The sequence below is a fragment of the Enterobacter sp. DNB-S2 genome, assembly GCF_019443845.1.
Classification (GTDB): Bacteria; Pseudomonadota; Gammaproteobacteria; order Enterobacterales; family Enterobacteriaceae; genus Enterobacter; species Enterobacter asburiae_B.
In genome coordinates, this window is sequence record NZ_CP050520.1 from 4,682,288 (window position 1) to 4,707,109 (window position 24,822).

Consider the following 24,822-nt stretch of genomic DNA (forward strand, 5'->3'; position numbering starts at 1 on the left):
GGACTTTATTACGAGCGCGTATTGTTAATCGCAACGCACGAATTAACAACGATTTTACGGGAAATTTTATTGAAACTCCCCCTCCGGGCAGAGGGGGATATCACGACATTACTCTTCGCTGTCACCCGCGGCGCTGCGTGCAGGAGAGTCAATCTCCACGCGGTCGATGCGCTGCAGGCCGCGCATTAGCGAGCCGCGGCGACCGCGCTCACCCACCACTTTCTGCAGCTCTTCCGGACGCAGCTTGATCTTACGCTTGCCGACGTGAATGGTCAGCGTGCTCTGCGGCGGCAGGAGGAAGAGATGCGCCAGGCTATCTTCGCCTTTCGCGGCTTCCGCCGACGGGATGTTGATGATCTTGTTGCCCTTGCCTTTCGACAGCTCCGGCAGATCGCTGACCGGGAACATCAGCATACGTCCGGCGGTGGTGATCGCCAGCAGCATGTCGCTTTCGTTCTCGATCACCAGCGGCGCCATCACGTGGGCGTTGTCCGGCAGGCTAATCAGCGCCTTACCGGCACGGTTACGGGAGACCAGATCGTTGAAGGTACAGATAAAGCCGTAGCCCGCATCGGACGCCAGCAGCAGCTTCTGGTCATCGGCTTCCATCAGCATATGGTCAACCGTCGCCCCCGGCGGCAGCGTCAGCTTGCCGGTGAGCGGCTCGCCCTGCCCGCGCGCAGAAGGCAGCGTAATCGGGTCGATGGCGTAGCTGCGGCCGGTGGAGTCGATAAACGCCACCGGCTGGTTGCTCTTGCCTTTCACCGCCGCTTTGAAGCTGTCGCCCGCCTTGTAGCTCAGCCCCGGCGCGTCGATATCGTGGCCTTTGGCGCTGCGCACCCAGCCGCTCTGCGACAGAACAATCGTGACCGGCTCGGACGGCTGCATGTCGTGCTCGTTCATCGCCTTCGCTTCTTCGCGCTCGTGCAGCGGAGAACGACGGTCGTCGCCGAAGGCGTCTGCATCGGCCTGCAGCTCTTTCTTCAGCAGGGTATTCATCTTGCGCTCGGACGCGAGGATCGCCTGCAGCTGATCGCGCTCTTTTTCCAGCTCGTTCTGCTCGCCGCGGATCTTCATCTCTTCCAGTTTGGCGAGATGGCGCAGCTTCAGTTCGAGGATCGCTTCGGCCTGGGTTTCGCTGATGCCAAAGCGCGACATCAGCGCCGGCTTCGGCTCGTCCTCGGTACGGATGATCTCAATCACTTCGTCGATATTGAGGAACGCCACCAGCAAACCTTCGAGGATATGCAGGCGCTTAAGCACTTTCTCCAGACGATGGTTCAGACGACGACGGACCGTATCGCGGCGGAAGGTCAGCCATTCGGTGAGGATCTCCAGCAGGTTTTTCACCGCCGGGCGTCCGTCGAGACCAATCATGTTCAGGTTGATGCGGTAGCTTTTTTCCAGATCGGTGGTGGCGAACAGGTGGTTCATCACCTGCTCCATGTCCACGCGGTTGGAGCGCGGCACGATCACCAGACGGGTCGGGTTCTCGTGATCCGATTCGTCGCGCAGATCGTCCACCATCGGCAGCTTTTTATTGCGCATCTGGGAGGCGATCTGCTCCAGCACTTTGGCACCGGAAACCTGATGCGGCAGCGCGGTGATCACCACGGCGCCGTCCTCTTTATTCCACACCGCGCGCATGCGCACGGAGCCGCGACCGTTCTGGTAGATTTTGCGGATTTCCGCGCGCGAGGTGATGATCTCGGCTTCGGTCGGGAAATCTGGCCCCTGCACGATATCCAGCAGCTCGTCGAGCGTCGCTTTCGGCTGCTCAATCAGGGTAATGGCGGCTTTCGCCACTTCACGCAGGTTATGCGGCGGAATGTCCGTCGCCATACCGACCGCGATACCGGTGGTGCCGTTCAGCAGAATGTTCGGCAGACGCGCAGGCAGCATCTTCGGCTCCTGCATCGTACCGTCGAAGTTTGGCACCCAGTCAACGGTTCCCTGACCCAGCTCGCCCAGCAGCACTTCGGCATATTTAGAGAGACGGGATTCGGTATAACGCATCGCCGCGAAGGATTTCGGATCGTCCGGCGCACCCCAGTTCCCCTGCCCGTCCACCAGCGGATAGCGGTAAGAGAACGGCTGCGCCATCAGCACCATCGCTTCATAACAGGCGCTGTCGCCGTGCGGATGGTATTTACCCAGTACGTCACCGACGGTACGGGCGGATTTCTTGAACTTGGCGGTGGCGTTCAGCCCCAGTTCGGACATCGCATAGACGATGCGGCGCTGAACGGGCTTCAGGCCATCCCCGATAAACGGCAACGCCCTGTCCATGATGACGTACATGGAGTAGTTCAGATAGGCGTTTTCCGTGAATTCATGTAGCGCGAGGCGCTCTGCCATATCGCTCATTACGTGTGATTCCTCAACTCAGAAACCGAAGGGTTTCAGGCAATATTGCCGCAGATACTACCTCATCTGATGAATTGAGTCACAAAGAAAAAGGGCCGCATAAGCGGCCCATTTCGGGTTATTTGTTCAGCTTAATAACCTGCTTCACGTCGATTTCAAACTCGTTCCAGTCTTTATCGACTTTACCCTGCAGTTCAACTTTATCCTGCGGAGTGACGGTCACGCCGTTCCAGCGCTTGTGGTCAATCTCAACTACGACCGTGCCGGACTCATCGCGGAAGGTGTAGCGGTCATCGGACAGGCGCTCGGTGATGTTCCCGCGCAGATTCACCCAGGCATCGTCCTTCAGGTCTTTCACGTTTGCCGCGGTGGTGAGGTTGGCGTTGTTATCGACAAAACCGCCCTGCTGAGTTTGCGTCTGGGTCTGTGTGGCCGATGGGCCAGTAAAACCGCCCTGAGCAGCAAAGACCGGCGCGGTGGTCATCATCATGATGGCAGCAATTGCAGCGAATTTTTTCATCTTCATCTCTCCCTTTAATGTCGTTTCGCAGTCCATTTAACAGGGTAATCCTTAACAACTTCTTAAGGGAAAAATTTATTTATTATTGCTGTACAGCAGGCGCTTACAGAGGGTTTACTGACGACATCAAGGAGGGAACATGCGCATTTTACTGGTAGAAGACGACAGGTTAATCGGCGACGGTATCAAGGCGGGGTTGAGCAAAATGGGCTTTAGCGTGGACTGGTTTACCGACGGTAAAACCGGCCAGGCCGCGCTGTCCTCTGCACCCTACGATGCCGTGGTGCTGGATCTGACGCTGCCGGAAATTGACGGTCTGGACATCCTGCGCGCGTGGCGCGAGAGCGGGCGCAGCGAGCCGGTACTAATTCTGACGGCGCGGGATGCGCTTAACCAGCGCGTCGAAGGGCTACGTCTTGGCGCGGATGATTATCTCTGTAAGCCGTTCGCGCTGATCGAAGTGGGTGCCCGCCTCGAAGCGCTGGTCCGCCGCAGCCACGGCCAGGCGCGTAGCGAGCTGCGTCACGGGAAGGTCACGCTCGATCCGAGCCGTCTCATCGCCACGCTGGACGGTGAGCCGCTGACGCTCAAGCCGAAAGAGTTCGCGCTGCTGGAGCTGTTAATGCGTAACACCGGTCGGGTGCTGCCGCGAAAGCTGATCGAGGAAAAACTCTATACCTGGGACGACGACGTCTCCAGCAACGCCATCGAGGTTCACGTCCATCATTTGCGCCGCAAGCTTGGGAGCGAGTTTATCCGCACCGTGCACGGCATCGGCTATACCCTGGGTGACGCATGAAACTGAGCCTGAAGCTGCGCCTGACGCTTCTCTTTTTACTTCTGTCTCTGACGGCCTGGTTTGCCGCCAGCCTGGTTGCCTGGCAGCAGACGACCCACAAGCTCGACAAGCTGTTCGATACCCAGCAGATGCTGTTTGCTAAACGGCTGCTGACGATGGATCTGGACGAGATCCGCGCCCCCGAACGCATGCGCGAGATCCCGAAAAAAGTGAAGCACGGTCGTCTGGACGACGACGCGCTGGCTTTCGCCATTTACGCCGTCGACGGCAAAATGCTCCTCAACGACGGTGAAAACGGACGCGATATTCCGTACCACTATCGCCGCGACGGGTTCGATAACGGGCAGCTGCAGGGCGACAACGACGAGTGGCGTTTTTTATGGCTAACCTCACCCGACGGGAAGTACCGCGTAGTGGTCGGCCAGGAATGGGAGTACCGCCAGGAGATGGCGCTGGACGTGGTCAGCTCGCAGCTGACCCCCTGGCTGGTGGCGCTGCCCGTGATGTTGCTGCTGCTGATCGTCCTCCTGAGTCGGGAGCTGAAGCCGCTGAAAAAGCTGGCGCAGACCCTGCGCTCCCGCTCGCCGGATGCCACCGATAAACTGCCGACCGAGGGCCTTCCTACGGAAGTACGCCCCCTGCTCGACTCGCTGAATCATCTCTTCGCGCGCACCCAGGAGATGATGACCCGCGAGCGCCGCTTTACGTCCGATGCCGCCCACGAGCTGCGCAGCCCGCTGGCGGCCCTGAAGGTGCAAACTGACGTGGCCCAGCTCTCTCATGACGATCCGCAGGCGCGGGAAAAGGCGCTGATGCAGCTGCATGCGGGCATCGACCGCGCCTCCCGGCTGGTGGATCAGCTCCTCACGCTCTCGCGTCTGGACTCGCTGGATAACCTGGACGATGTCGAACCGATTCCCCTGGCCGACTTGCTGCAGTCGGCCGTGCTGGATATCTGGTATCCGGCGCAGCAGGCGGGCATTGATATTCGCCTGAACATCCATGCACCAGAGGTGACACGCACGGGCCAGCAGCTGCTCCTGAGCCTGCTGGTGCGCAACCTGCTGGATAACGCGATTCGCTACAGCCCGCGCGGCAGCGTGGTGGACGTAACGCTGGACGCGCGTGGCTTTACCGTGCGCGACAACGGCCCAGGCATTTCACCGGACGCGCTGGCGCGCATCGGCGAGCGCTTTTATCGCCCGCCGGGTCAGGATGCCACGGGCAGCGGGCTGGGGTTATCCATTGTAAAACGCATCGCCGCCCTGCACGGGATGCGCGTTTCGCTGGGCAATGCCCCTGAAGGCGGTTTTGAAGTGAAGGTCAGCTGGTAAGGGATTATTGCGTTTAACGCAAAAGACTTTGCACATTTTGCTCATTTTACCGCACCGTCCTCGCGCGTAGAATACTGGCCATACTCTCATCATCGAGGACAAATAATGAGCAACATCCTGATTATCAACGGTGCAAAAGAATTTGCGCACTCTAAAGGCCAGCTGAATGACACCCTGACCGAGGTCGCGGACGGTTTCCTGCGCGACGCCGGGCATGATGTTAAGGTCGTGCGTGCAGACAGCAGTTATGACGTGAAGGCCGAAGTGCAGAACTTCCTGTGGGCTGACGTGGTGATCTGGCAGATGCCAGGCTGGTGGATGGGCGCGCCGTGGACCGTGAAAAAATACATGGACGACGTGTTCACCGAAGGTCACGGCTCGCTGTATGCCAGCGATGGCCGCACCCGCTCTGACGCCTCCAAAAAATACGGCTCGGGCGGCCTGATTCAGGGCAAAAAATATATGCTCTCGCTGACCTGGAACGCCCCGCTGGAAGCCTTCACCGATAAAGAACAGTTCTTCGAAGGCGTGGGCGTCGACGGCGCGTACCTGCCGTTCCACAAGGCTAACCAGTTCCTGGGCATGGATCCGCTGCCGACCTTTATCGTCAACGACGTGATTAAAATGCCTGACGTCCCGAGCTATATCGCAGAATATCGCAAGCATCTCGCGGAAATTTTTGCTTAACTGGTAGCCTGGAATTAAAGGAGTAGTAAACATGCTTACCGTAATCGCAGAAATCCGTACTCGTCCAGGTCAACATCACCGCCAGGCGGTGCTGGATCAGTTCGCGAAAATTATCCCGACCGTACTGAAAGAAGAAGGCTGCCACGGCTACGCGCCGATGGTGGATGCCGCCACTGACGCCAGCTTCCAGGCGACCGCGCCAGACTCGATCATCATGGTTGAGCAGTGGGAAACCGTCGCGCATCTTGAAGCGCACCTGCAGACCGCGCACATGAAAGCGTGGAGCGACGCGGTTAAGGGTGACGTGCTGGAAACCCACATCCGCATTCTGGAGCAAGGGGTTTAAGTTTCCCCTCCCCCGCCCTCTCCCGAAAGGAGAGGGAGAACAGATCCAGGCCCGGTGAGCGTCAGCGCTACCGGGCTTTGTTTTTAGGTGCTTTTCTTCCCCGGCTTTAACCCACGGTGTAACTCGTTGATGCGCTTCATCGACTTGATGGTGCGCTGCGGCTCGGTGGAGGCGACGGATAAAATGATCATCTCCAGACACAGCAGCACCGTGCCGTGGAGCGGGATTTTGCCTTTTTCGCCGCCGCGCGGAACGTGGATCACCACGCTGGCCTCCTTGCTGAAGCGTGAGTCTAGGGCGTTGGTCAGCAGGATGGTGGGAATGCCCAGACGTTTTGCTTCACGCAGCGTGGTTTGCCCCTCCCGGTGCGCGGATTTCTGCGCCATCATCACCAGCACGTCGCCGCGCTGAAGCGCAATCAGCTGCTCGGCAAGCCCTATTCCGGTACGGTTAAGCGGCGTGGCGGGTAACCCCATACGACTGAACAGCCTGGCGGTGTACTCGGCCAGAATGCCGGAGGCGCCAATGCCAAATATGGCGACCTGCCTCGCCTGCGCCAGCAGAGAAACCGCCTGGGCCATCGCGTAGCGGTTGTGGGGTTCGGATAACACCTCGCAGGTGTGCTGATGCCCCTCCAGCACGAAATCAATGCTCGCGTTGACGTCGCTGGCGAGCGTATTCACCGTGGTGGACATCTTTTCGCTGGAGGTGACCACCGGACCAAACCACTGCTCCAGCGTTTGCTTGAGATCGCGCAGCCCGGCGAAACCCAGCGCCTGAATGGCGCGGACTACCGTGGCATCCGAGGTTTTCAACAGCGTCGCGATCTCCATTGCGGTCTGTTCCATCACCGCTTCGCGGTTGTCATGGATATAGCGTGCAACCTGCAGCAGACGCGGCGTCAGCTGATGCGCACGCGCGCGAAAGCGGTCGCCATAGACATCCACGCGCCCTTTCTCTTTGCGGATCACCGTGACGCCCCCGGCAGCGGACGCCCGGCAATCTGCGACTGCACCTGCGCGGCCATCAGCCCTAACGAGGCGTACGAATTCGAGATGGCCTCTTCACGCGAGATCAGCACGTAATGCCCGGTTCGGCAGGCATTCAGGAACTGACACCAGCCCGGCATGACCGCATCCATCGCCGCCAGCTCGTCCTGCGGTTTACCGCCCGTATCCCCGCGCCAGGTGGCGAAGACGAAATCGGCATCCAGCTCCGGCAGGCGCTCGGCGCTGACGTCGATACGCCCTCCGTCCGGGATGGACTCAATCAGCGGCGGGAAGGTGAACCCGGCGTCGCGCAGCACGCGGCCCAGCGAGTGGTAGCTGTGCATGGCGTTAATCTTTCCCTGATTCGCCTGAATCACGGACACGGTCACCTTGCGGGTATCAATAGTCGCCTTCAGCGCCTTAATCTGCTCCTGATAGCGCCGCTCCAGAACCTTGAGCCGCGCCTGCGTTCCCGTCAGCTGAGCCAGCTTGCGGTAGATCTCCGGCGCGCCGCCGTCGAGATGATCGATGCTCACCGTCGGGGCAATTTTCGCCAGCTGTTCCACCGTGGTGTTGCGGGTCGGCTCGGTAACGATGAGGTCAGGCTTTGCGGCGGCGATGGCTTCAATGTCGATATCGGCCGTGCCGATAAACTTAATGTCGGAATTATCAAAGTCGACGCCGGTCAACATGCCGCTGGAGCGCAGAAAGTGGCTGCCGTCCGGCCGCGTGCGGCCATGGCTTGCCACCGGCGGCACGCCAAGCTCAATCAGCGGAATGGTGATATCCAGATCGTGTAAGGAGACAATCCGCTTCGGATGAACCGGTACCACCACATTTCGGTTCAGATCGTCAGTAAACGTCTGCGTCGGCTCCGCCGCACCCACCGCGAACCCCACCAGCAACAGCATCGAAAACACTACGCGCATTTTAGTCCCCTAAAATCTGTCCCGACGCTGCCAGAGCAGCAGCAGGAAAAACGGTCCGCCAATCAATGAAATCACAATTCCCGCCGGCAACTGCAGCGGGAGGAATGCCAGACGTCCGACGTTATCCGCCAGCAGCACCAGCAGCGCGCCCAGCACGGCGCTTCCCGTCAGGAGCGCGGTTTGCCCACCGCGCAGCAGCAGGCGCGCCATATGCGGAGCAATCAACCCCACGAAACCAATACTGCCCACGCACGAGACGCAGGCCGCCGTCAGCACTACCGGGGCGAGAACCCGCAGCAGCGCCAGCCGGGTTATGCGCACGCCAAGGCCCGCTGCGGCCTGATTACCAAGCAACGCCACGTCCGCAGCCCGCGCGGTAAACAGCAGCAGCGCAAACGCGGGGGCAGCCCAGAGCGCGGCTAACCCCACCAGCGTCCAGTTTGCCGCATGCAGGCTTCCCGCCAGCCACAGCATCGCCGTCTGCACGTCGCGCACGTCGGCGGTGGTGATAAAGACGCCCATTGCGGCGGCAAACGCCCACGACACGCCGATGCCGATCAGGATGAACCGCGGGCGCGAGATATCGCGCGCCAGGCCGATAACCAGCAGCGCGGTAAGCAGCCCACCGGCCATGCCGACCAGCGGACGCCAGGCCAGGCCCAGCGCCGGGAACTGAAAAATCAGCAGCAGTACCGCCGCGCTACAGCCCTCCTTCACGCCAATAAGCCCGGGATCGGCCAGACCATTGCGGGTGATGGACTGCATTGCCGCCCCCGCCATGCCGAGCATCGCGCCGCACAGCACCGCCATCAGCAGGCGCGGCAGGCGGATATCCATCACGATGTAGCGCGTCTCCGCCGTCAGGCTCTCAGGAGAAAACAGCGCGCGCCCGATGGCGGAGATGGGAACAGGCAGAGAACCGTGCGTCAGGCCAAAGCCCAGCAGGCTTAACGCCACCAGCGCTAAAAGCGTCAGGCAGGACAGCGCCCTCGGGCGAACCAGCGCCGATAAACGGCCAATACGGATCGCGCGGAATCCGGCCCGGTTCATTTGAACATCCTCGATGCCATAAAGATGAATACGGGTGCGCCGACCAGGGCCGTCATGATGCCGGTTGCCAGCTCCCAGGGCGTAAACAGCGTGCGGGCGGCGATATCCGCCAGCAGCAGAACCAGCGCGCCACACAGGGCAGACAGCGGCACCATCACGCGTAAATCGACCGACACCAGACGGCGAATGAGCTGCGGCACGACCAGGCCGATAAAGCCAATCGGCCCGGCAATTGAGACGGCCGCACCGCAGAGCAGCGCGATGGCCAGCAGGGCAAGCAGGCGGGTTTTCAGCAGCGACACGCCAAGCCCCTGCGCCATTCGGTCTCCCAGCGCCAGCATGTTGAGCGAGGGCGACAGCCCGATGGCGAGAACAAAACCGGCTGTTGCAGCCCAAAGGGCGCTCCGGAGCGTCTGCACGTTGATCCCGGCCAGGTCCCCTGCCAGCCATGTGCGCATGGCGAGCAGCGTCTGTTCATCGAGAATTAACACCGCGGCGGTAATCGACGAGGCAAACGCCGACATCGCCACGCCGCAAAGCGTGACCTTCATCGGCGTAAGCCCGGTGCGACCGGACGAGGAAAACAGCAGCACCAGCAAAAACAGCGCGGCGGCACCGGCGGCGGCAACGAGCGGGCGACCAAACGGCAGCGCCAGCCCAAGCGCGCTGGTAATCACGACCGCCAGCGCGGCCCCGGCGTTGAGCCCCAGAATATGCGGCTCGCCGAGCGGGTTGCGGATCACGGACTGCAGCAGCACGCCCGCCACGCCGAGCGCGGCGCCCGTCACCATCGCGGCGCTGAGGCGCAGCAGTCTTAATTTGATAATGACGTTATGGTCGAAATTGCGCGGATCGAAATGGAAAAATGCCTCCACCACCGTCTGCGGGGCGATGAAGCGTGCGCCGATGCCCAGATGCATAATCGCACCCAGCGCCAGCAGCAGTGCGAAGATCGGAAAGGCCAGAGAGGAGCGCATCATGGCTGAACGGTACTCTGGCGAAACGGCATAAAGAACGGCTTGCCGGTCAACGGGTTTATGGACATATGCACGTCGACATCAAACACCGCTTTGATCAGCTCCGGCGTGCAGGCATCGCCCTCATGCAATACGCCTTCAACTTTCCCCTGGCGTAAAAAGACCAGCGAATCGCCGTAGTTTACGGCGAAGTTGAGATCGTGCAGTACCACCACGACGGTACGTCCGTGCCGGCGGGTCAGGGTGTGCAGCAGTTCCAGGATCTCCACCTGATAGCGAAGATCGAGAAACGTCGTGGGCTCGTCAAGCAGGATATACGGCGTTTGCTGCGCCAGCGCCATGGCGATCCAGCAGCGCTGACGCTGGCCGCCGGATAAGCTTTCCACCGGCATATGTGCAAACTCCGCCGTGCCGGTCAGGCGCAGGGCCTCTTCCACCGCCAGCTCGTCCTCGTCGCTCCACTGGCGCATAAAGTTCTGCCAGGGAAAACGCCCGCGCGAGACCAGCTCAAAGACGGTCAACCCTTCCGGGAGCAGCGGAGACTGCGGCAGGATACCCAGCTGGCGGGCGACGGCTTTGGTCGGCAGCGCGTGGATCGCCTTGCCGTCGAGAACTGCCGCGCCGCCAAGCGGCTGAAGCAAACGCGCAATGGTGCTCAGCAGCGTGGATTTTCCACAGCCGTTCGCCCCTACCAGCACGGTCATTTTCTGCTGTGGGATCGCAAGGGAGATATCATCAACGATGATTTTTTTCTGATAGCCCGCAGAGAGGTTCTCCAGAACCAGTCCCGGTTTTTTTGTGTTGTGAGCCACGTGAATGCCAACGTAATAAAAAAGCGCAACAAATATAAATAAAAATCATTCTCTTTTGAGAGTTTGACGCTGCGCCATGTAGTAGTCAAGAGAAGAAACACCCTGATAAAACCAGGGATAGGCCTGAGGGAAAATGAACAAGGAATGACTTTAAAAAGCATTTAATTCAATAAATTAATAATCATCCCGCTGCGCTTATACGTCCGGCTAAACGTTGTAGTCGATTTTTTCTTTTTTCCATTTACTACTACATTCGCGCATGATTGAATGATTCTCAATTACATGTCCGATGCCCACCGTGGCTAACGGACAGACCGTAAAGGGCAATGACTCACACATTTTTCCGCGAAACGTCATTCGCGGGATATTTCGGGATAACAGATGTAATGGCTACGTTCACACCTTCACTCTCTGGGGTAAAAGGGCGCGCGCTCTTTTCACTGCTGTTTATGGCGCCGCTGGTGCAGGCAGCAGATAACACCGCGACTAAAGACGGCGAAACGCTTACCGTCACCGCCGATCCAAATACGACGGCGGAGGCCACGAATGGCTATCAGCCGTTGAATACCTCCACCGCGACGTTAACCAACATGCCGATGCTGGACATCCCGCAGGTGGTCAATACCGTCAGCGATAAAGTGCTGGCGGATCAGCATGCCACCACGCTGGATGAAGCGCTCTATAACGTCAGCAACGTGGTGCAGACCAACACCCTGGGCGGCACGCAGGATGCCTTCGTGCGCCGCGGATTTGGCGCGAACCGCGACGGATCGATCATGACCAACGGCCTGCGCACCGTGCTGCCGCGCAGCTTTAATGCCGCAACCGAGCGCGTGGAGGTGCTGAAAGGCCCGGCCTCGACGCTCTACGGCATTCTCGATCCGGGCGGCCTGATTAACGTCGTCACCAAACGCCCGGAGAAGACCTTCGGCGGTTCCCTTTCCGCTACCTCGTCCAGCTTTGGCGGCGGCACCGGACAGATCGATGTTACCGGCCCGATTGACGGCACGCGCCTGGCGTATCGCCTGACGGGCGAATATCAGGACGAGGATTACTGGCGTAATTTCGGCAACGAACGCAGCACCTTTATCGCCCCGTCGCTGACCTGGTTCGGCGACGATGCCACCGTGACCGTGCTCTATTCGCATCGCGACTATAAAACGCCGTTCGATCGCGGAACGATCTTCGATCTCAACACTAAAAAAGCCGTCAACGTCGATCGCAAAACCCGCTTCGACGAACCGTTTAATGTGACCGACGGACAGTCCGATCTCGCTCAACTCAACGCGGAGTATCGCCTCAACAGCCAGTGGACCGCGAAGTTTGACTACAGCTACAGCCAGGATAAGTACAGCGATAACCAGGCCCGCGTGATGGCCTACGATTCAAAAACCGGCAACCTGACCCGCCGCGTGGATGCGACCCAGGGCTCGACCCAGCGTATGCACACGACGCGCGCGGATCTGCAGGGGAACGTGGACATCGCGGGCTTTTACAATGAGATCCTGACCGGCGTGTCGTATGAGAATTACGATCTGCTGCGTACGGATATGATCCGCTGTAAAAACGTTAAGGACTTCAATATTTACCACCCGAGCTACGGCAGCCTCGGCAAGTGCACCACCGTCTCGGCATCCGACAGCGATCAAACCATTAAGCAGGAAAGCTACTCCGCCTACGCGCAGGACGCGCTGTACCTGACCGATAAGTGGATCGCCGTCGCCGGAATGCGCTATCAGTATTACACCCAGTACGCGGGGAAAGGCCGTCCGTTTAACGTGAACACCGACAGCCGCGACGACCAGTGGACGCCAAAGCTGGGTCTTGTTTATAAGCTCACCCCGGCGGTCTCGCTGTTTGCCAACTATTCCCAGACGTTTATGCCGCAGTCGTCCATTGCGAGCTACATTGGCGACCTGCCGCCGGAAACGTCGAACGCGTATGAAATCGGCGCTAAGTTTGATCTGTTCGACGGCATTACCGCCAATATCGCGCTGTTTGATATTCACAAGCGCGACGTGCTGTATACCGAGAGCGTAGGTGATGAAACCGTCGCTAAAACCGCAGGCCGCGTGCGCTCTCAGGGCGTGGAGGTGGATCTTGCCGGCTCGCTGACCGAGAACACCAACATTATCGCCAGCTACGGCTATACCGACGCGAAGGTGCTGGAAGATCCGGACTATGCGGGCAAACCGCTGCCGAACATGCCGCGCCATACCGGCTCCCTGTTCCTGACCTACGATATTCACAATGCGTTTGCCGGGAATACCCTGACGCTGGGCGGCGGCGGGCACGGCGTAAGCCGTCGTTCCGCAACCAACGGTGCGGATTATTATCTGCCGGGCTATTTCGTGGCGGACGCGTTTGCGGCGTACAAGATGAAGCTACAGTATCCGGTGACGCTGCAGGTGAACGTGAAAAATCTGTTTGATAAGACCTACTACACGTCGTCGATTGCGACCAACAACCTGGGCAACCAGATTGGCGATCCGCGCGAAGTGCAGTTTACGGTGAAGATGGAGTTTTGATGTAAAAAAGCCCGGTGGCGCTAACGCTTACCGGGCCTACGATCCATTCCCTCTCCCGGCGGGAGAGGGTTAGGGTGAGGGCATCAGGCCTCAATATCCGCCATATCGCCTTTCTCCTGCAGCCAGTTGCGTCGGTCTTCCGAACGTTTCTTGGCAAGGAGCATATCCATCATGGCGTTGGTTTGCTGCTCGTCTTCATCGCTGATCGTCAGCTGCACCAGACGGCGCGTGTTCGGATCCAGCGTCGTTTCGCGAAGCTGCATCGGGTTCATCTCGCCCAGCCCTTTAAAGCGCTGCACGTTCGGTTTGCCCTTCTTGCGCTTCAGCTGTTCCAGCACGCCCGCTTTCTCTTCTTCCGTCAGCGCGTAGTAAACCTCTTTGCCGAGGTCGATACGGTAGAGCGGCGGCAGCGCCACGTGGACGTGACCATTTTTCACCAGCGTTTTGAAGTGCTTCACGAACAGCGCGCACAGCAGCGTGGCGATGTGCAGACCATCGGAGTCCGCATCCGCGAGGATACAGATCTTGCCGTAGCGCAGCTGGCTCAGATCGTCGCTGTCCGGATCGATGCCGATCGCCACCGAAATATCGTGCACTTCCTGCGAGGCCAGCACTTCATCAGAAGAGACTTCCCAGGTATTCAGGATCTTACCCTTGAGCGGCATGATCGCCTGATATTCACGATCGCGCGCCTGCTTGGCCGATCCGCCCGCCGAGTCCCCTTCCACGAGGAACAGCTCGGTACGGTTGAGATCCTGCGCGGTACAGTCCGCCAGCTTGCCCGGCAGCGCAGGGCCGCTGGTCAGCTTTTTACGCACCACTTTCTTCGCGGCGCGCAGACGACGCTGGGCGCTGGAAATGGCCATTTCGGCCAGCATCTCTGCTGCCTGCACGTTCTGGTTCAGCCACAGGGTAAACGCATCTTTCACCACGCCGGAAACGAACGCCGCGCACTGACGTGACGACAGGCGCTCTTTGGTCTGACCGGCAAACTGCGGATCCTGCATCTTCACGGAGAGCACGTAGGCGCAGCGATCCCAGATATCTTCCGCCGACAGCTTCACGCCGCGCGGCAGAATATTGCGGTATTCGCAGAACTCACGCATCGCGTCCAGCAGCCCCTGACGCAGGCCGTTGACGTGGGTACCGCCGAGCATGGTTGGGATCAGGTTGACGTAGCTTTCGGTCAGCAGCTCGCCGCCTTCCGGCAGCCACAGCAGCGCCCAGTCCACGGCTTCGGTATCGCCGCTAAAGTTACCGACAAACGGTTTTTCCGGCAGCGTCGGCAGGCCGTTTACCGCTTCGCACAGGTAATCGTTCAGACCGTCGGCGTAGCACCAGGTTTGTGCGGTATTGTTAACGTGATCGGTAAAGGTGATTTCCACGCCCGGACACAGCACCGCTTTGGCTTTCAGCAGGTGCGTCAGGCGAGAAACGGAAAAACGTGGGCTGTCGAAGAAGCTTTCGTCAGGCCAGAAGTGGACGCTGGTACCGGTGTTGCGTTTGCCGCACGTGCCGACAACCTGCAGATCCTGCACCTTATCGCCGTTTTCAAACGCGATGTTATACACCTGACCGTCGCGGCGGACGTTCACTTCCACGCGTTTGGACAGGGCGTTCACCACGGAAATGCCCACGCCGTGCAGACCACCGGAGAACTGGTAGTTCTTGTTGGAGAACTTACCGCCTGCGTGCAGGCGACAGAGGATCAGCTCAACGGCAGGCACGCCCTCTTCCGGGTGGATATCCACCGGCATGCCGCGCCCGTCGTCGATGACTTCCAGCGACTGATCGGCGTGCAGAATGACGTCAACGCGTTTGGCATGGCCCGCCAGCGCTTCGTCCACACTGTTATCAATAACTTCCTGGCCCAGATGGTTTGGGCGCGTCGTATCGGTGTACATCCCCGGGCGGCGGCGAACCGGCTCAAGCCCGGTGAGGACCTCAATGGCATCAGCGTTATAGGTTTGCGTCATGATTTAAACTAGCAATTCGCATTGATTGTCAGTGGCTGTGCAGTCCAAGAAAATCGACAATCTGGGTGAAATGATTCTCAAAGCCCGTGAAAGCATGGTTTCCGCCCTCTTCTATAGTCTGGCGGCAGGAGGCGTAATACGCCACTGCCTGGCGGTAATCCAGCACTTCATCACCCGTCTGTTGCAGCAGCCAGATGAGATCCGGTGCCTCAAGCGGGTCGACCTGCATAACTTTGAGATCGTAAATATGGCGTGACTCTAGCACATATTGCTGGCCGGTGTAGGGGTTCTCGTTTTCGCCAAGAAAGTCCCTCAGCAGCTCAAATGGCCGTACCGCCGGATTAACCACAACGGCGGGCAGCATGAAGCATTGTGAGAGCCAGGTAGCGTAGTACCCGCCCAGCGATGAACCGACCACACCGAAGGTTTCGCCGCCGTGCGCAAGCACAATAGATTCCAGCATCTCCGCGGCCTCTGCCGGGTAAGGCGGCAGCTGCGGGATAATCATCTCAACGTCGGGGTGATGCTCGCTCAGCCACTGGCGAAACTGTGTCGCTTTTGCGGAGCGCGGCGAACTGTTGAATCCGTGCAGATAAAGGAGCGTAGACATCAATAGCCTTCTGAAGCGGTATCCGGGCGGAATTTTGCACCGGTCAAACGGCAGACTTCCGTGGTCAGCGTGCCGTCGGCATGCAGTTCCAGCCAGCGCCAGCCTGGCGCGATGGTGTCAAGCGTAAAGTTGGCGCAGTGCGGCTTAAACTGAACGCAGGTCGATGGCGTCGCCAGCATGCGGCGTCCGTTCCAGTCGAGATCCTGTTCCTGGTGAATATGCCCACACAGCAGATTTTTCACCCGCGGGAATTTCGCCAGCACGCGATCCAGCGCCGCGGAGTTGCGCAGGCTGTGCTGATCGAGCCAGCTGCAGCCCGCCGGCAGAGGATGATGATGAAGCAACAGCAGCGTGTGACGTTCAGGTTCAGCAGCCAGTTTGGTCTCAAGCCAGTCGAGCTGAAACTCGCTTAACTCACCGTGCGGGACGCCAAACACCTGGCTATCGAGCAGCAGGATCTGCCACTGTTCACCCGCAAAAACACATTTCGCCGGAGAAATTCCCGCATCCTGAAGAGAGCTGTACATGGCGGGCTGGAAGTCATGGTTTCCTGGCAGCCAGACGCAAGGCACGCTAAAGCTCGCGATGCCTTCAGCAAAATGCTGGTAGGCCGCGGAGGACTGATCCTGCGCCAGATCGCCCGTTGCGACAATCAGATCGCATGCACGGTTTTCAGCGTGAATGGCGCTAAGTACCGCCTGATAACTCTCCCAGGTGTTGACCCCCAGTAGCGTTTCATGCTTTTCGGCAAAAAGGTGGGTATCGGTGATTTGTAATATCCTGACTGGCGCCCCACCAGCAACAGTCAGGTTCAACAGGCTTTCCAAATGGTGTCCTTAGGTAGGTTTATGACGCTAACAAACCGGAATCGCCATTGCTCCATGTGCTAAACAATATCTTAGCCAGTCGGCTAAAAACTGGTTAATTTGATGCTTTTCGTCGCGTTGATGCAACTTTTTATTCGGGTAATCATACCGCGCCTTGAAGCGAAAGATCTGCTGGCTTGAACACACTTCAGCGACCATCGCGTCGTGATAGAGGCGCACCGTCATCGACGGCAGGCTCCAGTAGCTAATGCTGGGTGCCGTTTGCTCAATCTCCACCAGCGTAGTGTAGCGCGTTGATTCTGTTATCGTTAACCGATACTGCGCGTTGCTCACCTGATAGCTTACCGTTTCGCCGGGTGCGTCGTTTCGCGGCAGCAGGCGGCGCAATTGTGCGAAATTGGTTTCGCACAGGCGCATCATTTCTGGGAAGTCAGGCGTATAGCGCTTCATTTTTTCCACTCGTTTCGTAATGTCTGATAATGCAGCTGCAGCCATTGCAGGGCGATGACAGACGCTGCGTTGTCGATTTTCCCCTCTTCTACCCACTGATAAGCCTGTTCCCGGCTCACCACATGAACCCGAATATCTTCGTTTTCATCTGCCAGACCGTGGATCCCTTCCGCCGTCGTGGCGTCCACTTCGCCCACCATTATGGACAAGCGCTCGCTGGTACCGCCCGGGCTTGCCAGATAGCTCAGCACCGGTTTTGTACGGCCCACCACCAGTCCGGCCTCTTCCAGCGCCTCGCGACGGGCGACGTCTTCAACAGACTCACCTTCTTCGATCATCCCGGCCACCATCTCCAGCAGCCACGGGCTCTCACTGACGTCATAAGCGGCGATGCGGATCTGCTCCACCAGCACAACTTCGTCACGCACTGGGTCAAAGGGTAGCAAGACTGCCGCATGCCCGCGCTCAAAAATTTCGCGTCTGATTTCGCCGCTCATTTCCCCGTTAAACAGGCGATGCCTGAAACGGTAAAGATCCATTGAAAAAAAACCGCTATAAAGCGTTTCTCGTGCAATAATTTCTACATCGTTTTTGGCGAATGTCACGGGCAACTTTTCTGGTTTTTGCATGAGTCGAGTCCTGGTAGCAATGGTGATGAAATTGTGAATTTCAAGGCTGTTTGGCTGCCGTTTGTAAGGCTATATGGTAGATTGGTGCAAATTACCGCCAGATGGCACGTTACGCCAACCTTTTGGTATGGAAGATTCTGTTAGAATCGGCAATTATTTTTTAATTAGATCAGCGCTAATACTGCTTCACAACAAGGAATGCAAATGAAGAAATTGCTCCCCATCCTTATCGGCCTGAGCCTGACGGGCTTCAGTGCAATGAGCCAGGCGGAAAACCTGTTACAGGTCTACCAGCAGGCACGTCTGGGCAACCCTGATTTACGTAAATCAGCGGCCGATCGTGATGCTGCGTTTGAAAAGATTAACGAAGCGCGTAGCCCCTTGCTGCCACAGTTAGGTTTAGGTGCAGATTATACCTACAGCAACGGTTTCCGCGACGCTAACGGCGTAAACTCCAATGCTACCAGCGCCTCACTGCAATTGACACAGACGCTGTTTGATATGTCCAAATGGCGCGCCCTGACCCTGCAGGAAAAGAGCGCGGGTATCCAGGATGTGACCTATCAGACCGACCAGCAGACGCTGATCCTGAACACCGCCACGGCGTACTTCAACGTGCTGAGCGCGATTGATGCACTCTCCTACACCGAAGCGCAGAAACAGGCGATTTACCGCCAGTTAGATCAAACTACCCAGCGTTTCAACGTGGGCCTGGTCGCGATCACCGACGTGCAGAACGCCCGTTCACAGTACGACACCGTGCTGGCTAACGAAGTGACCGCGCGTAACAACCTCGACAACGCGCTGGAATCCCTGCGTCAGGTCACCGGGAATTACTATCCTGAGCTGGCGTCGCTGAACGTGGACAGCTTTAAAACGGATAAACCGCAGGCCGTTAACGCCCTGCTGAAAGAGGCGGAAAACCGCAACCTGAGTTTGCTGCAGGCGCGTCTGAGCCAGGACCTGGCCCGCGAGCAAATTCGTCAGGCGCAGGACGGCCATCTGCCAACCCTGAGCCTGAGCGCGTCTACCGGTGTCTCTGATACGACCTACAGCGGCTCTAAAACCAATACGTCCCAGTATGACGACAGCAATATGGGTCAGAATAAAGTGGGTCTGAGCTTCTCCCTGCCGCTGTACCAGGGCGGTCAGGTCAACTCTCAGGTGAAACAGGCGCAGTACAACTTTGTTGGCGCGAGCGAGCAGCTGGAAAGCGCCCACCGCAACGTGGTGCAGACCGTGCGTTCCTCCTTCAACAACGTGAACGCCTCAATCAGCAGCATCAACGCCTATAAACAGGCCGTTGTGTCTGCGCAGAGCTCTCTGGATGCGATGGAAGCGGGCTACTCGGTCGGTACACGTACTATCGTTGACGTGCTCGACGCGACCACCACGCTGTACAACGCGAAACAGCAGCTCTCAAGCGCGCGTTACCAGTACCTGATTAACCAGCTGAACATCAAACAGGCTCTGGGTACGCTGAACGAGCAAGATCTGCAGATGCTGAACAGCGCGCTGGGCAAACCGGTCTCCACCTCTCCGGACAGCGTTGCGCCGGAGAACCCGGAGCAGGTTGCCGCGGTTGATAACTTCAACGCTAACAGCAGCACCCCTGCGGCACAGCCGGCCGCTGCGCGTACCGCTACATCCGCCAGCAAAGGCAATAATCCGTTCCGTAACTAAGAGTGTTATCAGGCCCACTGCGGCCTGATGCCCTCCACCCCACCCCTCTCCCACAGGGAGAGGGGCGCATCTGAATCACATCCGAACGTAAGCCAACGTAAAGATCCCCCTGATTCCGCCCCTCTTCGCTTCATTTTCAACCACTCATCCTCTATCCTGAGCGTTATTACCACTGGGTCCTGGAAGACAAACATGAAACGGACAAAATCCATAAATCACGCTTCGTTCCGCAAGAGCTGGAACGCGCGTCACCTCACCCCTGTTGCGCTGGCGGTCACGGCTGTCTTTATGCTGGCAGGCTGTGAGAAAAATGACGAAACGGTTTCGCTGTATCAAAACGCAGACGACTGCTCCGCCGCAACCGGCAAAGCCGCCGAATGTAAAACGGCTTACACCAGCGCGCTGAAAGAAGCGGAACGTACTGCGCCGAAATATGCCTCACGCGAAGACTGCGTGGCGGAGTTTGGTGAAGGTCAGTGCCAGCAGGCACCGGCTCAGGCAGGCACCGCACCTGAAAATCAGGCGCAGGCGCAGTCCAGCGGCAGCTTCTGGATGCCGCTGATGGCAGGCTACATGATGGGTCGCCTGATGGGCGGCGGTGCGGGCTACCAGCAGCAGCCGCTGTTTAGCTCGAAAAACCCGGCCAGCCCGGCTTACGGTCAATATACCGATGCCAGCGGCAAAGGCTACGGCGCAGCGACCCCAGGCCGCACCGTGAACGTTCCGAAAACGGCGATGGCGCCGAAGCCTGCGACGACCAGCACCATCACCCGCGGCGGGTTTGGTGAATCTGTGGCGAAGCAGACCAGCATGCAGCGTAGTGCGACAGGCACCTCCTCTACTCGCTCAATGGGCGGCTGATCATGGAACGAGTCAGTATCACCGAGCGCCCGGACTGGCGCGAAAAAGCCACCGAGTACGGTTTTAACTTCCACACCATGTACGGCGAGCCGTACTGGTGTGAAGACGCCTATTACAAGCTCACGCTGGCTCAGGTGGAAAAACTGGAAGAGGTGACGGCCGAGCTGCACCAGATGTGCCTGAAGGTCGTGGAAAAGGTCATCGACAGCGACGAGCTGATGGCAAAGTTCCGCATTCCGAAGCACACATGGGGCTTTGTGCGCCAGTCGTGGAGAACGAATCAACCTTCGCTTTACTCTCGCCTGGATCTGGCGTGGGACGGCAAAGGTGAACCGAAGCTGCTGGAAAACAACGCCGATACGCCAACCTCTCTGTATGAAGCGGCGTTCTTCCAGTGGATCTGGCTGGAAGACCAGGCCAATGCCGGAAACCTGCCGGAAGGCAGCGACCAGTTTAACAGCCTGCAGGAAAAGCTGATTGAGCGTTTTGCCGAGCTGCGCGAACAGCATGGCTTTAACCTGCTCCATCTCGCCTGCTGCCGCGACACGGAAGAAGACCGTGGCACGGTTCAATATCTGCAGGACTGCGCCGCCGAAGCGGAAGTAGCGACCGAGTTCCTCTATATCGAGGATATCGGCCTGGGTGAAAAAGGTCAGTTTACGGATATGCAGGACCAGGTGATAAGCAACCTGTTCAAGCTCTACCCGTGGGAATACATGCTGCGCGAGATGTTCTCCACCAAGCTGGAAGATGCTGGCGTGCGCTGGCTGGAGCCGGCCTGGAAGAGCATCATCTCTAACAAAGCCCTGCTGCCGATGCTCTGGGAGATGTTCCCGAACCACCCCAACCTGCTGGCAGCCTATTTTGCGGAAGATGATTACCCGCAAATGGAGAAATACGTCGTTAAGCCGATCTTCTCCCGCGAAGGCGCAAACGTCTCGATTATCGAAAACGGCAAGACGCTGGAAGCGGTTGAAGGACCGTACGGCGAAGAAGGGATGATCGTCCAGGAGTTCTATCAACTGCCGAAATTTGGCGACAGCTATACGCTGATTGGCAGCTGGCTTATCAACGATCAACCGGCCGGGATTGGTATTCGCGAAGATCGCGCGCTGATCACGCAGGATCTGTCACGGTTTTATCCGCACATTTTTGTCGAATAGGCCGCGGCCTGATGCCCTCACCCCGCGCCTCTCCCACAGGGAGAGGGTGCAAACACTCAAAACGGCAACCTGAGGTTGCCGTTTTGCTTTTATTACCCAATCTGCACCGACAGCATACTCAGACTCCCCATCTCAATACCGTCGACCGGGATCGTCACCGGCTCCTGACCATCCCACGCGCCAAGAACGTACAGCAGCGGCAGGAAGTGTTCCGGCGTCGGGTTAGAGAGCGAACCGCCATCATGATCCAGATAGTTCACCAGGGGATGCTCCTCGGCCGGGCCTTGCCAGGTCAGGTTCGCTTTGACGTAGTCGTTAAAAGAGGTTGCCCACGGGTACGGCGTGTTCTCACCGTGCCAGCGTGCGGTACGCAGGTTATGCACCACGTTGCCGCTCGCCACCAGCATAATGCCTTCATCACGCAGGGTTGCCAGCTTGCGCCCCACCTCCAGATGCCAGGCCGCCGGTTTAGTGCTGTCGATGCTCAACTGCACCATCGGGATATCCGCATCAGGATACATTTTAATCAGCACGCCCCAGGAGCCATGGTCAAAGCCCCAGGCTTCTTTATCCAGCGTCACAGGGACAGGTGCCAGCAACTCTACCAGCTTTTGCGCCAGCTCAGGCGACCCGGGGGCCGGATAATGCGTGTCGTACAGCGCCTGCGGGAAGCCGCCAAAATCATGAATGGTTTTTGGCGCTTCCATGGCGGTCACGCCGGTCCCACGGGTAAACCAGTGTGCAGACACCACCACGATCGCTTTCGGACGCGGCAACGTCTCGCCAAGATGACGCCAGGCGCGGGTATAGACGTTGTCTTCCAGAACGTTCATAGGGCTACCGTGGCCTAAAAACAGGGCTGGCATACGGGAAGAAGTCATGGTGATATCCTTACAGAAGGTGTCAATTTAATGGTGCTACATTACGCGCAATCCGGCAAAGATGAACGCAGATAAGCGTGAAGATCATCATCAGGAAATTTGAATGTAAGGAATGTGTAAAGCCGGGTTTTCACCCTCGCTTTGCCAGAAATGAATCATTTATATTAATGAGAATGATTATCATAAGGAGCAATGCATGTCAGTCCCCTTGATCCTGACCATACTGGCGGGCGCCGCGACCTTTATCGGTGCGCTCCTCGGCGTGCTCGGCCAAAAGCCCTCTAACCGCGTACTGGCCTTTTCACTGGGCTTTGCTGCCGGGATCATGCTGCTCATCTCCCTGATGGAGATGCTGCCTGCCGCGTTGGGCACGGAAGGCATGTCTCCGCTGCTGGGCTACGGCATGTTTGTCTTTGGCCTGCTGGGATACTTTGCCCTCGATCGGATGCTTCCGCACGCGCATCCTCAGGATTTAATGCAGAAAAACGTGGCGCCCATGCCGCGCAATATCAAGCGTACCGCCGTGCTGTTAACGCTTGGCATCAGCCTGCACAACTTCCCGGAAGGGGTCGCTACCTACGTGACGGCCAGCAGCAATCTTGAGATGGGCTTTGGCATCGCGCTGGCGGTCGCCTTACACAATATTCCTGAAGGACTGGCCGTCGCCGGACCCGTGTATGCCGCAACGGGATCGAAACGCACCGCGGTGTTCTGGGCGGGGATTTCCGGGATGGCCGAAATCCTTGGTGGCGTACTGGCCTGGCTGATCCTCGGTAGCCTGGTCTCTCCGGTAGTGATGGCGGCGATTATGGCCGCGGTAGCCGGGATCATGGTTGCGCTTTCGGTGGATGAACTGATGCCGCTGGCGAAGGAAATCGATCCTAACAACAACCCCAGCTATGGCGTGCTGTGTGGAATGTCGGTGATGGGATTAAGTCTGGTTCTCCTGCAGACCGCAGGAATCGGGTAAAAAAACGCCGGGATATCCCGGCGTTTTTATTTTCAGCTGGCTTTGCGCTCGTGCGCCTGGCGATACTCAACCAGATCTTCAATCGTGACCACCGGCATGTTGTGCAGGCGGGCAAAGGTAATGCATTCCGGCGCGCGCGCCATGGTGCCGTCATCGTTGGTCAGTTCGCACAGCACACCGGCAGGTTTGAAGCCAGCCAGCGTCACCAGGTCGATCGTCGCTTCGGTGTGACCACCGCGGGTCAACACGCCGCCCGCCTGCGCACGCAGTGGGAAGACGTGGCCTGGACGGTGCAGATCGGATGGCTTCGCACCATCAGCAATCGCTGCACGTACGGTGGTCAGACGGTCAGCCGCAGACACACCGGTGGTCACGCCATGCGCAGCTTCAATGGTCACGGTAAAACCGGTACCAAAGGCGCTGGTGTTGTTTTCGACCATCATCGGCAGCTCGAGCTGCTTACGACGATCTTCGGTAATACACAGGCATACGATGCCGCTGCCGTGACGGATGGTCAGCGCCATCTGTTCAACGGTCATATTTTCGGCGGCGAAAATCATGTCGCCTTCGTTTTCACGGTTTTCATCGTCAAGCACCATCACACCGCGGCCTTCGCGCAGTGCATCCAGTGCATGTTCAACACGTTGAGTTGAAGTGCCAAAAGAGGAAAGTAGCGTCTGATTCATGGTAAAAAAACCTCATTAACATTATGGTTACCAGAATCAGGGCAGTCTTAGGAGCGCCGTATAAGCGGCAAAAAGATAACGTGAGCGGGCCCATGCCCGACTTGATCGTTACTCTCTCCCATCCGGACTCTAACCGTCGGCCCCGGAATTACACCGGATCTGCTGACCTTTGAGTATTCACCCAAAGCGCTCGCGGGCTTTCAGCGTCACGCTGATTTACCGCCGGTGGGGAATTTCGCCCCGCCCTGAGAATAAGCGAGATAACTATAACGCTATTGATTATCCTGGGCAATGCATAAGCATCAAACAATTTTGTTTACCCCGGGCATGACGCGCTACAATGGACACTAACACTTTTCCATCAAGGGAAACGCCAATGATTGACCCGAAAAAAATTGAGCAGATCGCGCGTCAGGTTCATGAATCTATGCCAAAAGGCATTCGTGAATTTGGTGATGACGTAGAAAAGAAAATCCGCCAGACGCTCCAGGCGCAGTTGGTTCGCCTTGATTTAGTCAGCCGCGAAGAGTTTGACGTGCAGACCCAGGTTCTGCTGCGCACCCGCGAGAAGCTGGCGCTGCTGGAACAGCGTCTGAGCGAGCTGGAAAACCGCAATGCGCCGGAAGAAGTGAAGCCGGCACCGGCCATTCCACCGGTGGACGACCAGGAGTAAGTGCGGCCTGATGCCCTCACCCCAGCCCTCTCCCACAGGGAGAGGGAGAAAAAAACGGGCCAGCTGGCCCGTTTT

At 58.2% G+C, this 24,822-nt stretch carries 24 protein-coding genes and 1 riboswitch; of the genes, 10 read left to right on the forward strand and 14 right to left on the reverse strand.

Going from position 1 to position 24,822, the window contains the following annotated elements; translation table 11 throughout:
* Positions 1-108: 108 nt before the first annotated feature.
* Together parC and HB664_RS22525 are read right to left on the reverse strand one after the other, a co-directional pair.
* Complete coding sequence (gene parC / locus HB664_RS22520; RefSeq protein ID WP_219940231.1) at positions 109-2,367, reverse strand: DNA topoisomerase IV subunit A; 2,259 nt, start codon at positions 2,365-2,367, stop codon at positions 109-111.
* A 118-nt stretch (positions 2,368-2,485) separates the two neighbouring features.
* The gene (locus tag HB664_RS22525; RefSeq protein WP_143346486.1) at positions 2,486-2,887 is read right to left on the reverse strand and encodes a YgiW/YdeI family stress tolerance OB fold protein; all 402 of its coding nucleotides are present in this window, start codon (positions 2,885-2,887) and stop codon (positions 2,486-2,488) included.
* 139 nt (positions 2,888-3,026) lie between these two features.
* Between HB664_RS22525 and qseB the strand changes: the two genes are divergently transcribed.
* From qseB to HB664_RS22545, 4 genes are all read left to right on the forward strand, one after another.
* Positions 3,027-3,686 carry a quorum sensing response regulator transcription factor QseB gene (gene qseB / locus HB664_RS22530; protein ID WP_094935313.1) on the forward strand — a complete coding sequence of 220 codons (660 nt, stop codon included), beginning with the start codon at positions 3,027-3,029 and terminating at the stop codon, positions 3,684-3,686.
* Complete coding sequence (gene qseC / locus HB664_RS22535) at positions 3,683-5,020, forward strand: quorum sensing histidine kinase QseC (RefSeq protein WP_219940232.1); 1,338 nt, start codon at positions 3,683-3,685, stop codon at positions 5,018-5,020. Before qseB ends, qseC begins: the two co-directional genes overlap by 4 nt.
* A 105-nt stretch (positions 5,021-5,125) precedes the next feature.
* Entirely contained in the window at positions 5,126-5,707 is a 582-nt protein-coding gene (locus HB664_RS22540) for an NAD(P)H-dependent oxidoreductase (RefSeq protein ID WP_039262999.1), read from the forward strand.
* Positions 5,708-5,738: 31 nt separating this feature from the next.
* Entirely contained in the window at positions 5,739-6,053 is a 315-nt protein-coding gene (locus tag HB664_RS22545; RefSeq protein WP_008502984.1) for a putative quinol monooxygenase, read from the forward strand.
* 83 nt (positions 6,054-6,136) lie between these two features.
* On the opposite strand, the gene HB664_RS22550 is transcribed toward HB664_RS22545, so the two are convergent.
* Genes HB664_RS22550 through HB664_RS22570 form a run of 5 tightly spaced genes read right to left on the reverse strand, consistent with a single transcriptional unit; the run spans position 6,137 to position 10,810 of the window.
* On the reverse strand, positions 6,137-7,024 hold the full coding sequence (locus HB664_RS22550; RefSeq protein WP_033146656.1) for a MurR/RpiR family transcriptional regulator: 888 nt from the start codon (positions 7,022-7,024) through the stop codon (positions 6,137-6,139).
* Positions 7,021-7,971 carry an iron-siderophore ABC transporter substrate-binding protein gene (locus HB664_RS22555; RefSeq protein WP_219940233.1) on the reverse strand — a complete coding sequence of 317 codons (951 nt, stop codon included), beginning with the start codon at positions 7,969-7,971 and terminating at the stop codon, positions 7,021-7,023. The genes HB664_RS22550 and HB664_RS22555 overlap by 4 nt, the downstream gene beginning before the upstream one ends.
* A 9-nt stretch (positions 7,972-7,980) precedes the next feature.
* Positions 7,981-9,021, reverse strand: a complete 1,041-nt coding sequence (locus HB664_RS22560; RefSeq protein WP_219940234.1) for an iron ABC transporter permease — start codon at positions 9,019-9,021, stop codon at positions 7,981-7,983.
* Positions 9,018-10,001, reverse strand: coding sequence for an iron ABC transporter permease (locus tag HB664_RS22565; RefSeq protein WP_219940235.1), 984 nt, complete (start codon positions 9,999-10,001; stop codon positions 9,018-9,020). The genes HB664_RS22560 and HB664_RS22565 overlap by 4 nt, the downstream gene beginning before the upstream one ends.
* Positions 9,998-10,810, reverse strand: coding sequence for an ABC transporter ATP-binding protein (locus HB664_RS22570; protein ID WP_219940236.1), 813 nt, complete (start codon positions 10,808-10,810; stop codon positions 9,998-10,000). The genes HB664_RS22565 and HB664_RS22570 overlap by 4 nt, the downstream gene beginning before the upstream one ends.
* 386 nt (positions 10,811-11,196) lie before the next feature.
* On the opposite strand from HB664_RS22570, the gene HB664_RS22575 reads away from it, so the two are divergent.
* Complete coding sequence (locus HB664_RS22575) at positions 11,197-13,338, forward strand: TonB-dependent siderophore receptor (protein ID WP_219940237.1); 2,142 nt, start codon at positions 11,197-11,199, stop codon at positions 13,336-13,338.
* 83 nt (positions 13,339-13,421) lie between these two features.
* Here HB664_RS22575 and parE read toward each other — a convergent pair whose 3' ends face one another.
* The 5 genes from parE to nudF are packed head-to-tail and all read right to left on the reverse strand — an operon-like array spanning position 13,422 to position 17,830.
* Positions 13,422-15,314: a DNA topoisomerase IV subunit B gene (parE, locus tag HB664_RS22580; protein WP_029740698.1), complete on the reverse strand. Its 1,893-nt coding sequence runs from the start codon at positions 15,312-15,314 to the stop codon at positions 13,422-13,424.
* 28 nt (positions 15,315-15,342) lie between these two features.
* Positions 15,343-15,924: an esterase YqiA gene (gene yqiA, locus HB664_RS22585; RefSeq protein WP_008502976.1), complete on the reverse strand. Its 582-nt coding sequence runs from the start codon at positions 15,922-15,924 to the stop codon at positions 15,343-15,345.
* Positions 15,924-16,751: a 3',5'-cyclic-AMP phosphodiesterase gene (gene cpdA, locus HB664_RS22590; protein WP_024906493.1), complete on the reverse strand. Its 828-nt coding sequence runs from the start codon at positions 16,749-16,751 to the stop codon at positions 15,924-15,926. The genes yqiA and cpdA overlap by 1 nt, the downstream gene beginning before the upstream one ends.
* A 27-nt stretch (positions 16,752-16,778) precedes the next feature.
* Entirely contained in the window at positions 16,779-17,201 is a 423-nt protein-coding gene (locus HB664_RS22595) for a DUF1249 family protein (protein ID WP_003862516.1), read from the reverse strand.
* The gene (nudF, locus tag HB664_RS22600; RefSeq protein WP_023333429.1) at positions 17,198-17,830 is read right to left on the reverse strand and encodes an ADP-ribose diphosphatase; all 633 of its coding nucleotides are present in this window, start codon (positions 17,828-17,830) and stop codon (positions 17,198-17,200) included. The genes HB664_RS22595 and nudF overlap by 4 nt, the downstream gene beginning before the upstream one ends.
* A 204-nt stretch (positions 17,831-18,034) precedes the next feature.
* On the opposite strand from nudF, the gene tolC reads away from it, so the two are divergent.
* The 3 genes from tolC to HB664_RS22615 all read left to right on the forward strand — a co-directional run bounded on the left by tolC (position 18,035) and on the right by HB664_RS22615 (position 21,537).
* The gene (tolC, locus tag HB664_RS22605) at positions 18,035-19,513 is read left to right on the forward strand and encodes an outer membrane channel protein TolC (protein WP_219940238.1); all 1,479 of its coding nucleotides are present in this window, start codon (positions 18,035-18,037) and stop codon (positions 19,511-19,513) included.
* 192 nt (positions 19,514-19,705) lie between these two features.
* Positions 19,706-20,374 (forward strand): DUF1190 family protein, encoded by a 669-nt coding sequence (locus HB664_RS22610; protein WP_029740695.1) that lies wholly within the window; start codon positions 19,706-19,708, stop codon positions 20,372-20,374.
* A 2-nt stretch (positions 20,375-20,376) separates the two neighbouring features.
* On the forward strand, positions 20,377-21,537 hold the full coding sequence (locus HB664_RS22615; protein ID WP_219940239.1) for a glutathionylspermidine synthase family protein: 1,161 nt from the start codon (positions 20,377-20,379) through the stop codon (positions 21,535-21,537).
* 92 nt (positions 21,538-21,629) lie between these two features.
* Here the strand turns inward: HB664_RS22615 and ygiD are convergent, their stop codons facing one another.
* The gene (ygiD, locus tag HB664_RS22620) at positions 21,630-22,418 is read right to left on the reverse strand and encodes a 4,5-DOPA dioxygenase extradiol (RefSeq protein ID WP_033146664.1); all 789 of its coding nucleotides are present in this window, start codon (positions 22,416-22,418) and stop codon (positions 21,630-21,632) included.
* Between the two features lie 196 nt (positions 22,419-22,614).
* Here ygiD and zupT point away from each other — a divergent pair, with 196 nt between their 5' ends.
* On the forward strand, positions 22,615-23,388 hold the full coding sequence (zupT, locus tag HB664_RS22625) for a zinc transporter ZupT (protein WP_032659900.1): 774 nt from the start codon (positions 22,615-22,617) through the stop codon (positions 23,386-23,388).
* Between the two features lie 32 nt (positions 23,389-23,420).
* On the opposite strand, the gene ribB is transcribed toward zupT, so the two are convergent.
* Positions 23,421-24,074, reverse strand: a complete 654-nt coding sequence (gene ribB, locus HB664_RS22630; protein ID WP_010435670.1) for a 3,4-dihydroxy-2-butanone-4-phosphate synthase — start codon at positions 24,072-24,074, stop codon at positions 23,421-23,423.
* 106 nt (positions 24,075-24,180) lie between these two features.
* Positions 24,181-24,331: riboswitch (FMN riboswitch) on the reverse strand.
* A gap of 119 nt (positions 24,332-24,450) precedes the next feature.
* On the opposite strand from ribB, the gene ubiK reads away from it, so the two are divergent.
* A complete protein-coding gene (gene ubiK / locus HB664_RS22635) occupies positions 24,451-24,747 on the forward strand; it encodes a ubiquinone biosynthesis accessory factor UbiK (protein WP_028014454.1) in 297 nt (98 codons plus the stop codon).
* Positions 24,748-24,822 lie beyond the last annotated feature (75 nt).

Bases quoted from the DNA above. Each gene is read 5' to 3' on its own strand.
- parC (WP_219940231.1), bottom strand. From the start codon at position 2,367: ATGAGCGATATGGCAGAGCGCCTCGCGCTACATGAATTCACGGAAAAC.
- HB664_RS22525 (WP_143346486.1), bottom strand. From the start codon at position 2,887: ATGAAAAAATTCGCTGCAATTGCTGCCATCATGATGATGACCACCGCG.
- qseB (WP_094935313.1), top strand. From the start codon at position 3,027: ATGCGCATTTTACTGGTAGAAGACGACAGGTTAATCGGCGACGGTATC.
- qseC (WP_219940232.1), top strand. From the start codon at position 3,683: ATGAAACTGAGCCTGAAGCTGCGCCTGACGCTTCTCTTTTTACTTCTG.
- HB664_RS22540 (WP_039262999.1), top strand. From the start codon at position 5,126: ATGAGCAACATCCTGATTATCAACGGTGCAAAAGAATTTGCGCACTCT.
- HB664_RS22545 (WP_008502984.1), top strand. From the start codon at position 5,739: ATGCTTACCGTAATCGCAGAAATCCGTACTCGTCCAGGTCAACATCAC.
- HB664_RS22555 (WP_219940233.1), bottom strand. From the start codon at position 7,971: ATGCGCGTAGTGTTTTCGATGCTGTTGCTGGTGGGGTTCGCGGTGGGT.
- HB664_RS22560 (WP_219940234.1), bottom strand. From the start codon at position 9,021: ATGAACCGGGCCGGATTCCGCGCGATCCGTATTGGCCGTTTATCGGCG.
- HB664_RS22565 (WP_219940235.1), bottom strand. From the start codon at position 10,001: ATGATGCGCTCCTCTCTGGCCTTTCCGATCTTCGCACTGCTGCTGGCG.
- HB664_RS22575 (WP_219940237.1), top strand. From the start codon at position 11,197: ATGGCTACGTTCACACCTTCACTCTCTGGGGTAAAAGGGCGCGCGCTC.
- parE (WP_029740698.1), bottom strand. From the start codon at position 15,314: ATGACGCAAACCTATAACGCTGATGCCATTGAGGTCCTCACCGGGCTT.
- yqiA (WP_008502976.1), bottom strand. From the start codon at position 15,924: ATGTCTACGCTCCTTTATCTGCACGGATTCAACAGTTCGCCGCGCTCC.
- HB664_RS22595 (WP_003862516.1), bottom strand. From the start codon at position 17,201: ATGAAGCGCTATACGCCTGACTTCCCAGAAATGATGCGCCTGTGCGAA.
- nudF (WP_023333429.1), bottom strand. From the start codon at position 17,830: ATGCAAAAACCAGAAAAGTTGCCCGTGACATTCGCCAAAAACGATGTA.
- tolC (WP_219940238.1), top strand. From the start codon at position 18,035: ATGAAGAAATTGCTCCCCATCCTTATCGGCCTGAGCCTGACGGGCTTC.
- HB664_RS22610 (WP_029740695.1), top strand. From the start codon at position 19,706: ATGAAACGGACAAAATCCATAAATCACGCTTCGTTCCGCAAGAGCTGG.
- HB664_RS22615 (WP_219940239.1), top strand. From the start codon at position 20,377: ATGGAACGAGTCAGTATCACCGAGCGCCCGGACTGGCGCGAAAAAGCC.
- ygiD (WP_033146664.1), bottom strand. From the start codon at position 22,418: ATGACTTCTTCCCGTATGCCAGCCCTGTTTTTAGGCCACGGTAGCCCT.
- zupT (WP_032659900.1), top strand. From the start codon at position 22,615: ATGTCAGTCCCCTTGATCCTGACCATACTGGCGGGCGCCGCGACCTTT.
- ribB (WP_010435670.1), bottom strand. From the start codon at position 24,074: ATGAATCAGACGCTACTTTCCTCTTTTGGCACTTCAACTCAACGTGTT.
- ubiK (WP_028014454.1), top strand. From the start codon at position 24,451: ATGATTGACCCGAAAAAAATTGAGCAGATCGCGCGTCAGGTTCATGAA.